The 18105-nt window shown below is 63.7% G+C and carries 15 protein-coding genes; all 15 read right to left on the reverse strand.

The window, feature by feature from the left end; translation table 11 throughout:
• Nucleotides 1-83: 83 nt before the first annotated feature.
• Nucleotides 84-1541 carry an Asp-tRNA(Asn)/Glu-tRNA(Gln) amidotransferase subunit GatA gene (gene gatA / locus GMST_RS07345; RefSeq protein WP_183353983.1) on the reverse strand — a complete coding sequence of 486 codons (1458 nt, stop codon included), beginning with the start codon at nt 1539-1541 and terminating at the stop codon, nt 84-86.
• Nucleotides 1542-1751: 210 nt separating this feature from the next.
• Nucleotides 1752-2039 carry an Asp-tRNA(Asn)/Glu-tRNA(Gln) amidotransferase subunit GatC gene (gatC, locus tag GMST_RS07350; RefSeq protein WP_183353984.1) on the reverse strand — a complete coding sequence of 96 codons (288 nt, stop codon included), beginning with the start codon at nt 2037-2039 and terminating at the stop codon, nt 1752-1754.
• Nucleotides 2040-2124: 85 nt separating this feature from the next.
• Nucleotides 2125-2895 (reverse strand): fibronectin type III domain-containing protein, encoded by a 771-nt coding sequence (locus tag GMST_RS07355; RefSeq protein WP_183353985.1) that lies wholly within the window; start codon nt 2893-2895, stop codon nt 2125-2127.
• Nucleotides 2896-3132: 237 nt separating this feature from the next.
• Nucleotides 3133-4509, reverse strand: coding sequence for an argininosuccinate lyase (gene argH, locus GMST_RS07360; RefSeq protein WP_183353986.1), 1377 nt, complete (start codon nt 4507-4509; stop codon nt 3133-3135).
• 282 nt (nt 4510-4791) lie between these two features.
• Nucleotides 4792-5949, reverse strand: a complete 1158-nt coding sequence (locus tag GMST_RS07365) for a hypothetical protein (protein ID WP_183353987.1) — start codon at nt 5947-5949, stop codon at nt 4792-4794.
• A 206-nt stretch (nt 5950-6155) separates the two neighbouring features.
• A complete protein-coding gene (locus GMST_RS07370; RefSeq protein WP_183354141.1) occupies nt 6156-6596 on the reverse strand; it encodes an NUDIX domain-containing protein in 441 nt (146 codons plus the stop codon).
• 66 nt (nt 6597-6662) lie between these two features.
• A complete protein-coding gene (locus tag GMST_RS07375) occupies nt 6663-7877 on the reverse strand; it encodes an argininosuccinate synthase (RefSeq protein ID WP_183353988.1) in 1215 nt (404 codons plus the stop codon).
• A gap of 141 nt (nt 7878-8018) precedes the next feature.
• A complete protein-coding gene (gene argF / locus GMST_RS07380) occupies nt 8019-8930 on the reverse strand; it encodes an ornithine carbamoyltransferase (RefSeq protein WP_183353989.1) in 912 nt (303 codons plus the stop codon).
• Between the two features lie 159 nt (nt 8931-9089).
• On the reverse strand, nt 9090-10289 hold the full coding sequence (locus GMST_RS07385) for an acetylornithine transaminase (protein ID WP_183353990.1): 1200 nt from the start codon (nt 10287-10289) through the stop codon (nt 9090-9092).
• A gap of 202 nt (nt 10290-10491) precedes the next feature.
• Complete coding sequence (gene argB, locus GMST_RS07390; RefSeq protein WP_183353991.1) at nt 10492-11370, reverse strand: acetylglutamate kinase; 879 nt, start codon at nt 11368-11370, stop codon at nt 10492-10494.
• 130 nt (nt 11371-11500) lie between these two features.
• Nucleotides 11501-12640, reverse strand: a complete 1140-nt coding sequence (locus GMST_RS07395; RefSeq protein ID WP_183353992.1) for a hybrid sensor histidine kinase/response regulator — start codon at nt 12638-12640, stop codon at nt 11501-11503.
• Nucleotides 12641-12779: 139 nt separating this feature from the next.
• Nucleotides 12780-15407 carry an alanine--tRNA ligase gene (gene alaS, locus GMST_RS07400; protein WP_183353993.1) on the reverse strand — a complete coding sequence of 876 codons (2628 nt, stop codon included), beginning with the start codon at nt 15405-15407 and terminating at the stop codon, nt 12780-12782.
• Between the two features lie 10 nt (nt 15408-15417).
• Nucleotides 15418-15879, reverse strand: coding sequence for a regulatory protein RecX (locus tag GMST_RS07405; protein ID WP_246399277.1), 462 nt, complete (start codon nt 15877-15879; stop codon nt 15418-15420).
• Nucleotides 15880-17031, reverse strand: a complete 1152-nt coding sequence (locus tag GMST_RS07410; protein ID WP_183353994.1) for a type IV pilus twitching motility protein PilT — start codon at nt 17029-17031, stop codon at nt 15880-15882.
• Between the two features lie 11 nt (nt 17032-17042).
• The gene (gene recA, locus GMST_RS07415; protein ID WP_183353995.1) at nt 17043-18041 is read right to left on the reverse strand and encodes a recombinase RecA; all 999 of its coding nucleotides are present in this window, start codon (nt 18039-18041) and stop codon (nt 17043-17045) included.
• Nucleotides 18042-18105 lie beyond the last annotated feature (64 nt).

The raw sequence follows: 18105 nt of genomic DNA on the forward strand, positions 1-18105 counted from the left end.
AGAGGGTTACTGAGGAAAACCAAAAAAGCTTAGGATTTAAGTCTTTGCCTTTCCTCTGTGCGCCTCTGTGGTTCGGGCTTTTTTTACAGTGCCGGCTTCTTCTTATGCCAATCCGTCTCGCGCTCGAAGGCGTACGCCGCGTTCAGGATCGACTGCTCGCCGAAGGGGCGACCGATGAGCTGCAGGCCGATGGGGAGCCCGGCAGCGGAGAGCCCGGCCGGGATCGACATGCCGCAGGTCCCTGCCAGGTTCACGGGAATCGTGAAGATGTCCGAGAGGTACATCTGCAGCGGATCCGCCAGCTTCTCGCCGATCTTGAAGGCGGGGGTCGGCGCAACCGGGGTCAAGAGCACGTCCACGTCCTCGAACGCCTTCAGGAAGTCCTGCATGATCAGGGTGCGCACCTTCTGCGCCTTCAGGTAGTAGGCATCGTAGTAGCCGGAGGAGAGCGCGTAGGTCCCGAGCATGATGCGGCGCTTCACCTCGGAGCCGAACCCCTCGGCGCGGCTCTTGGCGAACATCTCGGTGAGCCCGCGGGCGGCTTCGCTGCGGTGCCCGAAACGGACCCCCTCGTAGCGCGCCAGGTTGGAGCTCGCCTCGGCGGTGGCGATCAGGTAGTAGGTGGCCACGGCGTACTCGGTGTGCGGCAGGCTCACCTCGCGGATCTCGGCCCCAAGCGAGCGGTAGAGTTCGATCGCGCTGTCCATGGCCTTTTTCACGTCCGGATCGAGACCCTGGATGAAGTACTCCTTGGGGAGACCGATCTTAAGACCCTTCACGCCGCTCTCCAGCCCCGCCAGGTAATCCGGTACCGGGGTGTTCACCGAGGTGGAGTCCATCGGATCGTAGCCGGCGACCGCACCCAGCATGATGGCGGCGTCTTTCACGTCGCGGGTCAAGGGACCTACCTGGTCCAGCGAGGAGGCGTAGGCGATGACGCCGTAACGGGAGACCCGGCCGTAGGTGGGCTTCAGACCGACGCAGCCGCAGTGCGAGGCGGGCTGGCGGATCGAGCCGCCGGTGTCGGTGCCCAGGGTCGCCACCGCTTCCTGTGCGGCGATTGCCGCGGACGAGCCGCCCGAAGAGCCGCCCGGGATGTGCTCGAGGTTCCAGGGGTTGCGGGTCGTGCTGAAGTAGCTCGATTCCGAAGAGGAGCCCATGGCGAATTCGTCCTGGTTCAGCTTGCCCAAGATGACCGCACCGCGCTCCTTGAGGCGCGCCACCGCGGTGCCATCGTAGGGGGGGACGAAGTTGTGCAGGATCTTGGAGCCGCAGGTGGTGCGGATACCCTTGGTGACGAAGATGTCCTTGAGCCCGACCGGGATGCCGGTGAGCAGGTCGATGTCGCCTTGGGCGATGCGGCGGTCGGCCGCCTCGGCCTCCTTCAGCGCCTCCTCGGGAGTCACCGTGATGTAGGCGTTAACCCGCTCCTCCACCGCGTCGATCCTGGCCAGCATGGCCTTGGTCGCGTCGACGCAGGAAAGCTCCTTCGCCTTTAGTTTCTCGTGCAGTTCGTGTAGGGTCAGCTCGAAAATTTCCATTGATAACACTCCGGAAGGATAACGGTTCTAACGATTTGTCGCCGCCCTGCAGCAGGGGGATTTTCCCCTCGCCCACCGGGAGAGGGGCAGGGGTGAGGGCGTTGCCACGGAGCAGCTCAGTCGGCACAACCGGCCCCCTCACCCCAGCCCTCTCCCAAAGGGCGAGGGGAGTTTCAGGGAGCGGGGTCAAGCCGCTACAGCCGGCTCGGGCTACTCGATCACCTTGGGCACCCGGAAGAAGCTCTCGGCGTGCTTCGGGGCGTTGGCGACGGCGTTTTCCACGCCGATGGAATCCTTAAGGGTGTCCTCCCGGAAGGCGTTCTCCATGGGAACGGCGTGGGAGGTCGGGACGATGCCGTCGGTGTTCAAGGTGTTCAGCTTGTCGACGTAGGCGAGGATGCCGTCCATCTGGACGGTGAAGGTATCCAGCTCGGACTCGGAGAGCTCCAGTCGGGCGAGCCGGGCTACGTGCTCCACTTCAGCTCTGGTGATCTTCATGCAGGCTCCAAGAACGCAAAGCGTCCTGATAATTAAACTAGATAGCGATATCTATCATGAAAGGCTGGAAAAGGCAAGGTGAGGGCTAGTCCCGCTCCTGCAGGGATCCCTCGGCGACATTGGAGGGTGCGCTCTCCACGGTCTCGCCGCCGGGAAGCAGCGCGACGCTGCGGACCGAGTAGCTGTAGGTGACGCCGATCTGCGGGGTCTTGTCTTCGTAGACGTTGGCGCTGACCGGTGTTGCATTGAGCGGGCTGAGCGGCAACCCCTTGCCGGCCTCGCCGCGGTAGATGTTGTATCCGGCGAGCTTCCCCTGCTCGGGCGGAATGGCCACGAAGGAGAGCACCACCGCGCTCGGTGACGACGCCGCTTCGAGCACCGGCGGGAGGGGGGGGACCACAACCCTGCGGCGGGTCCGGTTGGAGTCGCGGCTCTCGGTTCCCTCGGTACTGACGGAGCGGATCTTGTACTGGTAGGTCTGGTCGGCCTTCAGGTCGTAGTCGTCGAAGAGGTAGCGGTTGCCGGCCCGGGTGACGTCCTTCAGGTAGTCCAACCCGACGCGGGCGCGCTCGGTGTAGGCTTCCGGGCAGGTGTCGCAGTCCTGGCTCGAGGGGAGCACCACGCGCCGGAACAGGACGAAGCCGGCGAGGTCCTTCAGGCGGGCGCCTCCCTCCTCCTTGGTGGGCGCGGACCAGCTCACCTGCAGGAAGTTGCCGCGCTGGGTGGCCGCGAGATCGGTAATGGGAGCCGGGACCAGCGCCTCGGGGCGGATCAGCGCCCCGCGCTTGCCGCAACCGGCAGCGGCGAGGAACAGACAAAAAAGGAGCGGGAGTACGGTGATGCGGGTAAGTGTCATGATAAGCCCTCTCCTTTCAGTGCAGGCTCTCGTTCCCCCGCTCCGGCGTGGGATAACGCCGGGAGTGTTGGTCTGTCCTACCGTTCCCGGCAGGTCCCAACTCTTCCCCTCCCTTGACGGGAGGGGAAGAGGGGTGGGTGAGGCTGCCACCACGTGACGTCGTCAGTACCTGGGGCTTCACCCTCACCGCGGCCCTCCCCGCCAGGGTGGAGGGCCGCGGTGAGGAGGAATCAGGAGTTACCTGCCTTCCTTCGCCCTTTCGATCTCGGCCTTGACCCGCTCGAGCGCGGTGCCGCCGGTGGCCTTGCGGGCGTTCACCGAGGCTTCCACGGTGATGCAGGCGAAGATGTCCTTGTCGATCTTCCCGGAGAAGAGCTGCCACTCGGCCAGGGAGAGTTCGGGGATGTCCATCTCGTTCTCGATGCAGTAACGCACCGCCTTGCCGACCACCTCGTGGGCGTCGCGGAAGGGGAGTCCCTTGCGCACCAGGTAATCCGCCACGTCGGTCGCAGTGGAGAAACCGGCGCCGGCAGCCTGACCCATGCGTGTCGGATTGATGCGCATCTCGCGTACCATGTCGGCGAAGACCTTGAGGCTCCCCTTCACGGTGTCGATGGTGTCGAAGAGCGGCTCCTTATCTTCCTGCATGTCCTTGTTGTAGGCCAAGGGGAGCGACTTCATCACGGTCAAAAGCGCCATCAGGTTGCCGTAGACCCGGCCGGTCTTGCCGCGCACCAGCTCCGGAACGTCGGGGTTTTTCTTCTGCGGCATGATGGAGGAACCGGTGCAGAAGGAGTCGGAGAGGTCGACGAATTTGAATTCGCTGGTGGACCAGAGGATGAGCTCCTCGGAGAAGCGCGACAGGTGCATCATCAGGATCGAGGCGGCCGAGCAGAACTCGAGGGCGAAGTCGCGGTCGGAGACCGAGTCGAGCGAGTTGCGGGTCACCTCCGGGAATTCCAGCAGTTCGGCCACGTGCTCGCGGTCGATCGGGAAGGTGGTCCCGGCCAAGGCGCCCGCGCCCAGCGGGAGCACGTTGGTCCGCTTCAGGCAGTCCTCCATGCGCCCCTTGTCGCGCTTGAGCATCTCGTGGTAGGCCATCATGTGGTGCGAGAAGAGGATCGGCTGCGCGGTCTGCAGGTGGGTGAAGCCGGGCATCACGACCCCCAGGTTCTCTTCGGCCTGGTAGATGAGCGAATCCATGAGCAGATCGAGGTAGGCGGAGATCTCCACCAGTTCGTCGCGCAGGTAGAGGCGGATGTCGAGCGCCACCTGGTCGTTGCGCGAGCGGCCGGTGTGCAGGCGCTTGCCGGCGTCACCGATCTTCGCCGAAAGGCGCGCCTCGATGTTCATGTGGATGTCTTCCAGCGACACCGAGAAGTCGAAGGTGCCGGCCTCGATCTGCTCCAGGATCTCTTTGAGCCCTTTGACGATGAGCTCGACGTCCTCGAGGGGGATGATCCCCTGCTTCCCGAGCATGGTGGCGTGGGCGATGGAGCCGCGGATATCCTGGTGGTAGAGTCGCTTGTCGAAGTTGATCGACGCGGTGAATTCTTCCACAAACTTGTCGGTGGGCTGCGTGAAGCGTCCACCCCACAACTTGTCTTTTGACATGGTTCAATCTCCTGCTGGATGTGATCTCAAACTGCGAGGTGTTGTGTTTGCTCTGCTGTCCTGCCACCGCGGTACCTGGGGCGCGTGCGGCTGGGGTAGCTCTCTCCCCCCCTCCCTTGACGGGAGGGGGGCGGGGGGTGGGTGACGCTGCCATCTGGTGATGAGGTGGCGCTTTCCCCCTCACCCTGGCCCTCTCCCGCCAGGGGAGAGGGGACGTACCTCGATGGCTGTCCCGAAAATTACGAAAGTACCTCCGAAAAGGAGGGTTTTGCTGCTGCTCATTTACGCGTGCGGGAACTCCAAGGGCGCTACCCCGCTCAACCTGTGCCACCCCTCCTCGGGGCTCCACTGCAAAATGGAGTGCACCTTGAGCGGGATGCGCGAGCTGCGCGGGTCGAGCTCGTGGTGCAGCGGCAGGTTGAAATAGTAAAGCCGCGTGCCGGTGCCAAAACGGAGCCGGCAGACCGGCGCGCCGCCGAAATCGTCGCTGGAGAACTCGGCCTCCTGGACCTTGTGCAGCTTGTGCCGCGCGCTGATCGCCACAAAGGAGACACCGAAGCACCCCTGCGTAGCGCACTGCGCCCCCTCGAGTTCGGTCTCCTCAGAGCAGTTGCCGAAGACGGTCACCGTCTCGCGCACCCCGGGCGTGTCCTCCAGGTACTCGCCGTAGAAACCGGTCAACACCTCACGGTAGGCGTGGTGTTCCGGCTTCGGGTTGCACTGGATCACGAAGAGCGCGTCCAGCGACTGGCGCATGGTGAAAAAAAGCCGGTCCGCGTGGTCGATGATCTGCCGGATGTTGGAGGAGTAGAGGTCCCGGTACAGGTAATCCAGGCAGATGAGCGTCATGAAGTTGAAACAGGCCGGTTCGCCGCGGAACAGGTAGAAGTGGCGCCCCCGGTACAGGTCGTGATCCTTGTCCAGAAACTCCTCGCCGCGGAACGGGTGCGTCTTCGCTTCTAAAAAGACCCGTAGCCTGCCGGTCGCCTCCTTCACCACGATCGCGCACCAGTTGACCGGCATCCCCTGGATATCGCCGGAATCGAGGTCGTGCTCCACGCACGATAGCGCCTCGGCATTGTCCGCGTGGAAGCGGATCAGCATGCGCCGGTACACCTCGAGCGGGATCTGCTCCAGGCCGAACATGGTGACCGTGTTGTGCAGGAACCCCTTCTCGATGATCTGCAACATCTCGTCGAAGTGCGCCACCGGAATGGAGCACTCCGGGAACATCAGGAAGTGCAGGCGCTTCAGGTTCCCCTCGGCGGCCACCACCAGGTCCAGGATCCCCTTGATCTGGCGCCACTTCTCCTCGGCATCCGTGAGCTCGTACAGGTGCCCGTTCCGCCTGAGCCGGTTCGGGATCTGGGCGACCATGCAGTGCAGGTGGTGCCCCAGGGGGAACTCGAGATGGACGTGCTGCTCGATGATCTTGACCATAAGCCGGGCGGGTCTCCTCCGGAGAAGGTGGCGTCGCTACAGCGCAAGGTGCCGCTTGGGCAGAGCCCACGAATTTTCAAAAATCAGTTAGTACAGCTCGTTTCGGGGTGGTCACGGCCTTTAGCCGGTAAAGGGCCGAAACGCTCCCCCCTGTGCGAAGGGGGGGCAGGGGGGATTTAAGCCTCGGGAAACCCTGGTCCCGCCCGTTATTCCCCGCCCGTTGACCCCGCGAACAGTTTCCCCAAGATGAACCGCGCGCCGTCGGGCATCTTGTACTGTCCCAGTTCGCCTTTCGGCACCCAGCGCGCTTCCGCCACCTCGTCGCGGTTGTGGTTCACGTCGCAGTAAAGCGGCGCGCACTGGTAATAGATGATGACGAAGTGGTAGTTGTCGGCGCCGGGCGTTACGTGCTCGAAGACGTCGATCAATTTCCCCACCTCGACCTCGAGCCCCACTTCCTCCCAGACCTCGCGCTTCAAGGCCTCGACGATCGGCTCGCCCAGATCGATCTTGCCGCCCGGCATGACCCATTCGCCCTTAAAGGGGGGGACGTTGCGCTTGGTTAAGAGCACCTGCTCGTCCTGATCAACGATGACCGCGACGACCGAGGTGACGATGTGGCTGGCTTTGAAGCCGACGGGTTCCATATAAGCGGATAGGGGCACGAGTGACTCGTGCCCCTATTTCCTCCCTTAAAAACGTAGCGGGTACGGTTACTTCTTGTTCTGCATCAGCGAGCGGATGCGCAGCCTGAGCGAGTTCAGCTTGATGAAGCCCTCGGCGTCGGCCTGGTTGTAGACCTGGTCCTTCTCGAAGGTCGCGAAGTCGAGGTTGAACAGCGAGTTGGTCTCGGACTTGCGGCCCACGGTGCGGCAGTGGCCCTTGTAGAGCTTCACGCGGGCGACGCCGTTCACGGTCTTCTGCGACTCGTCGATCAGGGTCTGCAGCATCTCGCGCTCCGGCGCGAACCAGTAGCCGTTGTAGACCATCTCGGCGTAGCGCGGGATCAGGCCGTCTCTGAGGTGCATGACTTCGCGGTCCATGGTGATCTGCTCGACCGCCATGTGCGCCTCGCGCAGGATGGTGCCGCCCGGGGTCTCGTAGACGCCGCGGGACTTCATGCCGACCGAGCGGTTCTCCAGGAGGTCGACGCGGCCGATGCCGTGCTCGCCGCCCAGGGTGTTCAGGTGGGCCAGAAGCTCGGCCGGGCTCATGCGCACGCCGTCCACGGCTACCGCGTTACCCTTCTCGAACTCGATCTCGATGTACTGCGGCTTGTTGGGCGCCTTCTCCGGGGACTTGGTCAGGACGTACATGTTCTCCGGGGCTTCCATCCAGGTGTCTTCCAGGATGCCCCCCTCGAAGGAGATGTGCAAAAGGTTACGGTCCGAGGACCAGGGGCGCTTCTTGGTGATCGGGATCGGGATGTCGTTTTTCTTCGCGTAGTTGATGAGCGCCTGGCGCGAGTTCAGCTTCCACTCCCTCCACGGGGCGACCACGGTGATGGCCGGGTTGAAGTGGTAGTAGGCCAGCTCGAAGCGGACCTGGTCGTTACCCTTGCCGGTGGCGCCGTGGGAGACCGCGTCGCACCCTTCGATCTGGGCGATTTCCATCTGGCGCTTGGCGATCAGCGGACGCGCGATCGAGGTGCCCAGGAGGTAGTGCCCTTCGTAGATGGCGTTGGCGCGGAACATGGGGAAGACGAAGTCGCGCACGAACTCTTCGCGCAGATCGTCGATGTACACCTTGTCGGCGCCGGTTTTGAACGCCTTCTCGCGGACCGGCTCGAGCTCGTCGCCCTGGCCGAGGTCAGCTGAGAAGGTGACCACTTCGCAGCCGTACTCGTTTTTGAGCCACTTGAGGATGATGGAGGTGTCCAGTCCGCCGGAGTAGGCGAGGACGATCTTTTTGACTTCTTTCTTGGCCATGTGGCCCTCCTTAGGTTTAAGTCAACGGCTAGCACACGGATACCTGCGGAAACAATGGCAAAAAAGCAAGGATCAGTTTTGATGTCTTTAACCCGGCCTTTTTGCCTGGGTTTCCGCGCCATCCGCGTGCCGGGTTGTATTTTACTTCATCAAGGTGGCCATGATGGCCTTCTGCACGTGCAGCCGGTTCTCGGCTTCGTCCCACACCACCGAGTGCCAGCCCTCGATCACCTCGTCGCTGATCTCCTCGCCGCGGTGGGCGGGGAGGCAGTGCAGCACGATCGCGTCTTCCTTGGCGACCGCCATCAGGGCGTTGTCCACCTGGTAGCCGGCGAAGGCCTTCTCGCGGATCTTCTGCTCCTCCTCCTGTCCCATGCTGGCCCAGACGTCGGTGTTCACCACGTCGGCCTCAAGCGCAGCCGCCTTGGGATCGCGCACCACCTCGATCTTCGAGGTGCCGTTCGTCTTGGCCCAGGCCATGACGGTCGGATCCGGGTCGTACCCTTCCGGGCAGGCCAGCGTCAGGTCGAAGCCGAAGATCGCTGCCGCCTCGATCCAGGTGTTGGCCATGTTGTTGCCGTCGCCGATCCAGGCGAACTTGAGCCCCTGGTAGCTCCCCTTGTGCTCGATCACCGTGAAGAGGTCCGCCATGATCTGGCAGGGGTGGTGCAGGTCGGTGAGCCCGTTGATGACGGGGATCGAGGCGTACTTGGCGAACTCCTCGACGGTCTCCTGGGCGAAGGTGCGGATCATCACGCCGTCGCAGTAGCGGGCCATGACGCGGGCGGTGTCCTTGATCGGCTCGCCGCGCCCCATCTGGGAGTCCTTCGAGCTGATGAAGAGGGGGTGCCCGCCCAGCTGGTACATGCCGACCTCGAAGGAGATGCGGGTGCGGGTGGAGGACTTCTCGAAGATCATGGCGAGCGTCTTGCCTTTCAGAAGGTGATGCTCGACGCCGCTCTTCTGCTTTTGTTTCAGCTCTTTGGTGAGGGCGAAGATGGCGTCCAGTTCGGCCTTGGTGAACTGGCTCAGGGCGAGGAAGTCTCTTTTCATAGGTTGCGATCTCTCTTTGCGAAAGGCGCTAATCGCCTCATTAATATACCCGATGCGCCGTTTTTACCAGCGAATGGGGAGAAATACAGGTCAATCTCTGCACGGTGCACCTGGCGTTGTTACAACCCTCCCCCGCCAGGGGGGAGGGAGGAGAGGAGCCTACTTCGGCAGTTCCTCAAGGATCGCACTCAGCCCGGAGATCATCTCGTCCACTTCCTTCTTGCCGACGATCAGGGGGGGGACGAAGCGGAGCACCTTGTCCTGTGCGCAGTTTAAGAGCAGGCCGCGCTGAAGAGCGGTTTTCACGATGTCGCCGCCCGGCACCTTCAACTCGACGCCGATCATGAGGCCTATGCCGCGCACCTCGGCAATCACCTGCGGGAACTTGTGCATGAGGCCTTCCAGTTCGCCGGTCAGGTACTCGCCGATCTCCTCGCAGTGGTTCAGGATCCCGTCCTCCAGGATGGCGCGCACGGTAGCGACGCCGGCCGCGGTCACCAGCGGGTTGCCGCCGAAGGTGGAGCCGTGGGTGCCAGGCACGAAGGAGGCGGCCAGCTCGTCGGTTGCCAGCATGGTGCCGATCGGGGCGCCGCCGGCCAGGGCCTTGGCGAGCGTCATGATGTCCGGGGTGACCCCGAAGTGTTCGTGGGCAAAGAGCTTGCCGGTACGTCCCATGCCGACCTGGACCTCGTCAAAGATCAGGATGAGCCCGTTCTCGTCGCAGATCTGGCGCACCTGCTGCAGGTACTCGCGGTCCGGCACCACGACGCCCCCCTCACCCTGGATCGGCTCCAGCATGACGGCACAGGTCATCGGCGAGACGGCGGCCTTCAGGGCTGCAGCGTCGTTGAAGGGGACGTGACGGAAGCCGTGCAGGAGCGGATCGAAGAACTTCTGCACCTTCTCCTGGCCGGTGGCCGAGACGGTGGCCATGGTGCGGCCGTGGAAGGAGGCGAGCGCGGTGATGATCTCGTAGCGGTCCGGGCCGTACTTCTCGCGGCTGTAGCGGCGCGCGAGCTTGATGGCGGCCTCGTTGGCCTCCGCGCCCGAGTTGCAGAAGAAGGCCTTGTTGGCGAAGCTGTGGCTGCACAGAAGCTCGGCCAGCTCGATCTGCTGCGGGATGTGGTAGTAGTTCGAGCAGTGGATCAGCTCGCCGGCCTGCTTGGCGAGCGCCGCAGTGACCTTCGGGTGGCAGTGCCCCAGGTTGTTGACCGCGACTCCGGCCAGGAAGTCGAGGTACTTCTTGCCGTCGGCGTCCCAAAGGTAGCACCCCTCGCCCTTGACCGGCACCAGCGGGTAGCGGCCGTAGGTCCGCATGATGTACTTGTCGGCTTTCTCGATCCATTTTGCTGAATTCATAAAAACCTCGTAAACCAGTTCCAGGTTCTACGTTCTATGTTCTACGTTGGAACCAGGAACTCCTTCTATTTATGCTCGCACTCTCGAGGTACGAACCAGCGTGTAAATCAAAATCGTTCGGAGTTTTCACAGCAGCGCCTAAGGCGACACAGAGCGAAGATCCGGAACATAGAACGTAGAACGTAGAACGGCTTCTGGTTTCCTACGCTTCGAACTCGGTTCCGATCCCCACGTTGGTGAAGATCTCCAACAGGATGGCGTGCTCGATCCGGCCGTCCACGATGTGCGCCTTCTTGACGCCGGCGGCGAGCGCGTCGGTGCAGCAGGTGACCTTCGGGATCATCCCCCCGGTGACGGTGCCGTTGTCGATGAGCTCTGCCACGTCGGCGAGCGGGATGCTGGAGAGGAGCTCTCCTTCCTTGTTCTTCACGCCGGAGACGTCGGTCAGGAGGATCAGCTTCTCGGCCCCCAGCGCCGCGGCCACGCGGCCGGCCACCAGGTCGGCGTTCACGTTGTAGCTCTCGCCGTCGCGCCCGACACCCACCGGCGCGATCACCGGGATGAAGCCCCCTTTCTCCAGGGCCTGGATGATGGAGGGGTTCACCTCGACGACGTCGCCCACGTAGCCGATGTCGACCATCTCGGCCGTGCCGTCTTCGCCGCGCACTTCCTGCAGCATCTTCTCGCAAATGAGGAGGTTGCCGTCCTTGCCGGAGATGCCGGCGGCGCGGCCACCCTGCTGGTTCAGATAGCCCACCACCTCGCGGTTCACCTGGCCGGTCAGGACCATCTCGACCACGCCCATGGTCTCGGCGTCGGTAACGCGCATCCCCCTGACAAATTCGGAGACGATACCGTAGCGTTTCAGGGTTTCGTTGATCTGCGGACCACCGCCGTGCACTATCACGGTGTTGATGCCGATGTATTTGAGCAGGATCACATCCAGTGCGAACGACTTACGCAGCTTCTCGTCCGCCATGGCGTGACCGCCGTACTTGATGACGATGGTCTTGCCGGAGAAACGCTTGATATACGGCAGCGCCTCCATGAGTGTACTGGCTTTCTCTATGAGTTTTTGCATGGGCGCCTCTATATAGCAATAGCTGCATGGAAAGCCGTTAATATAGCACGTAGGGGGAAATAATCAACTTCAAAGAGGGGTTTTGCCCTGAAAAGGAGGGGTAAACGGCGGGGGGAAGCGAAGGGCCGCTTCAGGAGTCCTGGTGGCCCTTGTGGGGGATGGTGATGGTGACGCGGGTGCCGACTTCCGGCTCGCTCTCGATGCCGATGCTGCCGCCGTGCATCCGGATGAACTCCCGTGCGTAGAAGAGCCCCAGGCCGAAGCCGCGGACCTGTCCGGTCCGGTTCGCGTCCACCTGGTAGAACTTCTCGAAAACCTTGGGGAGCGCGTCCCTGGCGATGCCGATCCCCTGGTCCTCGATGACGATCCGGTTGCTTTCGCCCTCGTCCTGCAGGGTCACGCGCACCATGCCGCTTTTCTTGGAGAACTTGATCGCGTTGTCGATCACCTGCTGCAGGGCGAAGCTGAACTTCTCCCGGTCCAGCATGACCTCCTGGCTCGGCTCCACCTGGACCTGCGGGGTCACGCCGTGCTTCTCGTTCCACTCCTTGGAACTGGTCACCAGTTTCGGGATGAGGGAACTCAGGTCGCAGGGTTCCAGGCGCAGCGCCCCTCCGGAGTCCATCACCGTTGAGAAGGAGAGCAGGTCGGAGACCAGTTGCCCCAGGTAGCAGGCCTCGTCGTAGATGAGTCCCGTGTGCTGGCGCACCGTCTCGTCGCAGGGATCGTAGACCCCGGCGGCCAGGTTCTGCAGAAACAGCGAGATGGTGGTGATCGGGGTGCGGAACTTGTGCGAGATGAGGGACAGGAAGTTGGTCTTCAGCCGGTCCAGGTTCTTCAAGTTGGCGATCTCTTCCTTCAGCGCCTTTTTGACCAGCGCCTTGTCGACGCCGCTTTTCAGCTGCAAAAGGTTGAGGGGCTTGGTGATGAAGTCGTCGGCGTCCGCCTTCAGCGCCTTGAGGATCAGCTCCTTGTCGGCGTAGCCGGTCATGATGATCACCACCATGGTCGGCTCCTTCTCCTTGATCCGCTTGAGCAGTTCCAGCCCGTCCACCCGGGGCATCATCACGTCGGTGAGGATGGCGTCGATGCCGCCGCGCTCGAAGATCTGGAGCGCCTCCTCGCCGTTGGCCGCTTCCACGACGTGGTAATCGTGCAGAGCCCGCATGCAGAGGTCGCGGATGACCGCCTCGTCGTCGACGATGAGGATGGTCTTCTGCTCCTTGTCCTGCACAAGTGCCTGGTCGGAGTTCTGGGTGAGCTGGAACATGACGAATACCCGTAATAAAAGGACGACCCTAGATTAACAGTTCATAGCGGTACTGCAATGTATCAATGAAAGAAGGAGGAGGTGCTTAAGGTGGAGCAAAGGGGACAGGCACCTGGCGGAGCCAGTCCCCCTCCACGATTTAACCGACGATCTTGTAGACCGCCTCCAGCGCCTCGGCGAGGTTCTCGGGCTTCGAGCCGCCGGCCTGGGCCAGCTCCGGCTTGCCGCCGCCGTTGCCCCCCACGATCGGTGCGATCGCCTTGATGAGGTCGCCTGCCTTGAAGCGGGAGGTGAGGTCCGGGGTGACGGCAACCAGCAGGTTCGCCTTGACGCCGTCGGCGGTCCCCAGCACCAGGATGCCGGAACCGAGCTTCTCCTTCAGGGTGTCGGAGAGCTCGCGCAGCCCCTTGGGATCGCCGTCCACCTTCACGGAGAGGATCTTCACGCCGCCCACCTCGCGCACCTGCTGGATCAGGTCGGCGGACTTGGTCGCGTTCAGCCGTCCCTGCAGGGTCTCGATCTCGCGGGAGAGCTCGCGCTGGGCGGCGACCAGCTTGTCGACGCGGTCCACCACGGCGCCGGCCTCGGCCTTCACCAGGGTGGCGATCACGCGCTGCTCGTCCTCGAGGGCATGCACCACGGCGAGCGCCCCCATGCCGGTCTGGGCCTCGATGCGGCGCACGCCGGCGGCGATGCCGGTCTCGGAGACGATCTTGAAGAGGCCGATCTCGCCGGCACCCTTCACGTGGGTGCCGCCGCAGAGCTCGGAGCTGATCTCGCCCACGCGCACCACGCGCACCACGTCGCCGTACTTCTCGCCGAAGAGTGCGGTGGCGCCCGAGGCCATCGCCTCGCTCGAGGCCATCTCGACCGACTCGACGGCAGAGTTGGTGACGATGAAGCCGTTAACAAGGGTCTCCACCTCGCGCAATTCGCCCGGGGTCATCGCGGAGAAGTGGGTGAAGTCGAAGCGCAGCCGGTCCGGACCGACCAGGGAGCCGGCCTGCTTCACGTGGTCGCCCAGCACCTGGCGCAGCGCGGCCTGCAGGAGGTGGGTCGCGGTGTGGTTGCGGGCGGTCGCCGCGCGGGAGGGCTGGTCCACCTTCAGTTCGGCGGCCTCGCCCACCGCCATGGTGCCGGAAGTAACGGTGCCGCGGTGTACGATCAGGTCGGTGAAGGGGCGGGTGGTGTTGGTCACCTTCAGGTGTCCGCGCCCGGTGGAGACGGTGCCGGTGTCGCCCATCTGGCCGCCGGACTCGCCGTAGAACGGGGTGGAGACGGTGACGACCTCGACCTCTTCCCCTTCGTTCGCCTCCTCGACCAGGATGCCGTCCTTCAGGATCGCGCTCACCGGGGCGAAGGCGATCTGCTGGGTGTAGCCCACGAAGGTGCTCCGCACACCCGAGCCGTGCAGCTCCTTGTAGATGGCGGCGAGCCCCTGCTCGCCGGAGCCTTTCCAGTGTTCGCGGGCCTTGGCGCGCTGCTGTTCCATGCACAGCGCAAAGCCGTCCTCGTCGAGTTGGAACCCTTCGGCCTCGACGATGTCGGCGGTAAGATCGACCGGGAAGCCGAAGGTGTCGTAGAGGCGGAAGATCACCTCGCCGGAGATCACCTTCTCGCCGGCCGCCTTGAGACGCGCGGTCTCCTCGTTCAGCATGGCGAGGCCGCGGTCCAGGGTCTCGTTGAAGCGCTCCTCTTCGGCCAGGATCACCCGTTTTACGTAGCTCTCGCGCTCGAGAAGCTCCGGGTAGGCATCGCCCATCATGAGGTTCACGGCGTCGACCACGCGGTAGAGGAGCGGCTCGCCCACGCCGAGCATCTTCGCGTGGCGGGCGGCGCGGCGCATGATGCGCCTAAGCACGTAGCCGCGCCCCTCGTTGGAGGGGAGCACGCCGTCGCAGATCAGGAAGGTGGTGGCGCGGGCGTGGTCGGCGATCACGCGCATCGAGACGTCGTCCTTCTCGTTGTCGCGGTACTTCTTGCCGCACAGGGTCTCGATGTGGCGGATGATCCCCTGGATGAGGTCGGTGTCGTAGTTGGAGGTGACCCCCTGCATGACCGCCGAGATGCGCTCCAGGCCCATGCCGGTGTCGACCGAGGGTTTCGGGAGCGGGGTCAGGGTGCCGTCCTTGTCGCGGTTGAACTGCATGAAGACGTTGTTCCAGATCTCCATGTAGCGGTCGCAGTCGCACCCCACGGCGCAGTCCGCGCTGCCGCAGCCGGTGCCCGGGCCGTTGTCCCAGAAGATCTCGGAGCAGGGGCCGCAGGGGCCGGTGTCGCCCATGGCCCAGAAGTTGTCCTTCTCGCCGAAGCGGTAGATCCGCTCGCGGGGTACCCCTTCTTGCCGGTGCCAGATGTCCGCCGCCTCGTCGTCGTCGTTGTAGACCGTCACGTAGAGCCGGTCTTTCGAGAGCCCCAGGTGCACGGTGAGGAACTCCCAGGCGAAGCCGATCGCCTCCTTCTTGAAGTAGTCGCCGAAGGAGAAGTTCCCCAGCATCTCGAAGAAGGTGTGGTGGCGGGCGGTGCGCCCTACGTTCTCCAGGTCGTTGTGCTTGCCGCCGGCGCGCACGCACTTCTGCGAGCTCACCGCGCGGACGTAGTCGCGCTTCTCGAGCCCCAGGAAGACGTCCTTGAACTGGTTCATCCCGGCGTTGGTGAAAAGGAGGGTCGGGTCGTTCTTGGGGATCAGGTTCGAGCTCTCCACCAGGGTGTGCCCCTTGGATTGAAAAAAGCTGAAGAACTGCGCCCGGATCTCTTTGCCTGTCATAAGCTAACCTCTAGTCGATGGATTGATAATTCAGTGCCGCGAAGATGGCGCGCAGGCTGAAGCCTTTGCGGCTTAAGTACCCCACCACCTTGCGTTTTTCCTTGTCCGGCGCGCTCTTCGCGTCGAAGCTCGCGAAACGCCGCTCGAGGGTCTCCCGCAAAAGCGTGCCCTCGTCGAACTCCTCGTCGATCTCGCGTAAGGTCTCGCGGATCACCGCCTCGGCAACCCCGCGGCGCGCCAGTTCCAGCTTGATCCGGCTCCCGAAGCCCCGGCCGTTTCTCACGGCGCTCGCGGCGAAGCTGCGCGCGAAGCGGGCGTCGTCCAGGTACCCAAGCTCCTTGAGGCGCGCCACGGCCTCCTCGACCCCCTCGCTAAACCCCTTCTCCTTGAGCTTGCGCCTGAGCTCCGCTTCCGAGTGGTCGCGCAGGGCGAGCACGCGCAGCGCACTCTCCATGGGGGTGCTGGTGCGCACCTAGAACTTCTCGATGACCAGTTCGTCGTCCGTGGCGGACGGCTCCGGCTCGGCGAAGTTGTCCCAGTTGGAGTCCGAGGTGGAGGAGATGCCGGAGACCTTGAGGGCGAAGTCGTCCGGGTTGGAGGACTGGCGCATTGCCTCCTCGTAGGTGATGAGCCCCTTGGTCAAAAGCCCCATGAGCGACTGGTCGAAGGTCTGCATCCCGTAGCTCGTGTACCCCTGGGCGATCGCCTCGGGGATCTGCTTGGTCTTTTCCTTGTCGTCGATGCAGTCCCTGATGCGCGCGGTGCCGATCATGACCTCGACGGCGGGAACGCGCCCCTTGCCGTCGGCACGCGGCACCAGGCGCTGGGAGATGACACCCTTTAAGATCCCCGAGAGCTGCATGCGCACCTGGCGCTGGTGGTAGGGGGGGAACACCGAGATGATGCGGTTGATGGTCTCGGCCGCGTCCAGGGTGTGCAGCGTGGAGAGCACCAGGTGCCCGGTCTCGGCGGCGGTGAGCGCGGTCTCGATGGTCTCGTAATCGCGCATCTCGCCCACCAGGATGACGTCGGGGTCCTGCCGCAGGGCCGAGGTGAGCGCCTTGCCGAAGGCGAGCGTGTCGAAGCCCACCTCGCGCTGGCTGATCAGGCTCTTCTTGTCCTTGTGCAGGTACTCGACCGGGTCCTCGATGGTGATGATGTTGCAGGTCCGGTTCTCGTTGATGAAGTCGATCATCGAGGCAAGCGTGGTGGACTTGCCGCTCCCCGTGGTGCCGGTCACCAGGATCAGGCCGCGCTGCTCCTGGGCCAGCTTGGTCAGTACCGGCGGGAGGTTCAAGGCCTCCAGGCTCGGGATGGCGATCGGGATGGCCCTCAGCACCAGGGCGACGGTGCCGCGCTGGGCGAAGGCGTTCACCCTGAAGCGCCCCAGGCCGGGGACGCCGTAGGAGAGGTCCACCTCGTAGGACTCCTCGAAGATCTTCTTCTGGCGCTCGTTCATGATGCCGAAGGCCATGGTGCGCACCGCGTCGGCGGAGAGGCGCTCCGCGTTGGGGATGGCGCGCAGCCTCCCGTCGATGCGGACGATGGGGGGGACGCCCGCCTTCAGGTGGACGTCCGACCCCTTCGCCTTCATGGCTATGGTGAGGATCTCGTTGAGTTCCATGGTGGTTTACCTTATGCCGCGGGTTGGGCGGTCTCCGGGTCGAGGAGCTTGGCGCGGATCTCTTCCAGGATCTCCGGGTGCTCCTTCAGGAAGATGCGGGAGTTCTCGCGCCCCTGGCCGATGCGCTCCTTGCCGTAGGAGAACCAGGCGCCGCTCTTGTCGACGATGTTCTTCTCGACGGCCAGGTCGAGCACGTCGCCTTCCTTGGAGATCCCTTCGCCGTAGAGGATGTCGAATTCGACTTCCTTGAAGGGGGGAGCCACCTTGTTCTTCACGACCTTCACGCGGGTGCGTGAGCCGATCATGTCGTTACCCTGCTTGAGCGCTGCGATCTTGCGGATGTCCATGCGCACCGAGGCGTAGAACTTGAGCGCGTTGCCGCCGGTGGTGGTCTCCGGGTTGCCGAACATGACGCCGATCTTCATGCGGATCTGGTTGATGAAGATGACGCAGCAGTTGCTCTTGGAGATGATGCCGGTCAGTTTCCTGAGCGCCTGGGACATGAGGCGCGCCTGCAGGCCCATGTGCGAGTCGCCCATGTCGCCTTCGATCTCGGCCTTGGGAACCAGCGCGGCAACGGAGTCGACGACCAGGACGTCGATGGCGCCGCTCCTCACCAGGGTCTCGGCGATTTCCAGGGCCTGCTCGCCGGTGTCCGGCTGGGAGACCAATAGGTCGTCGGTGCGGACGCCGAGTTTGCGGGCGTAGCCGATGTCGAGCGCGTGCTCCGCGTCCACGAAGGCCGCGATGCCCCCCAGTTTCTGGGCCTCGGCGATCACGTGCAGGGCGAGGGTGGTCTTGCCGGAGGATTCCGGTCCGAAGATCTCGATGACGCGGCCGCGCGGCACGCCGCCGACCCCCAGGGCCATGTCGAGCGAGATGGCGCCGGTGGGGATCGCCGCCACGTCCGGCAGCGGCTCGTCGTTGCCCAGGCGCATGATGGCGCCCTTGCCGAACTGTTTCTCAATCTGGCTGAGCGCCAGGTCTATCGCTTTTTCACGGTCGAGCATGCGGTATCTCCTGTCGCCCCCGTCGGGGGCGTCGTTGGTTAAGGTTGTTGTGCACAAAATTCTG

The organism is Geomonas silvestris, from assembly GCF_014193515.1.
Taxonomy (GTDB): Bacteria; Desulfobacterota; Desulfuromonadia; order Geobacterales; family Geobacteraceae; genus Geomonas; species Geomonas silvestris.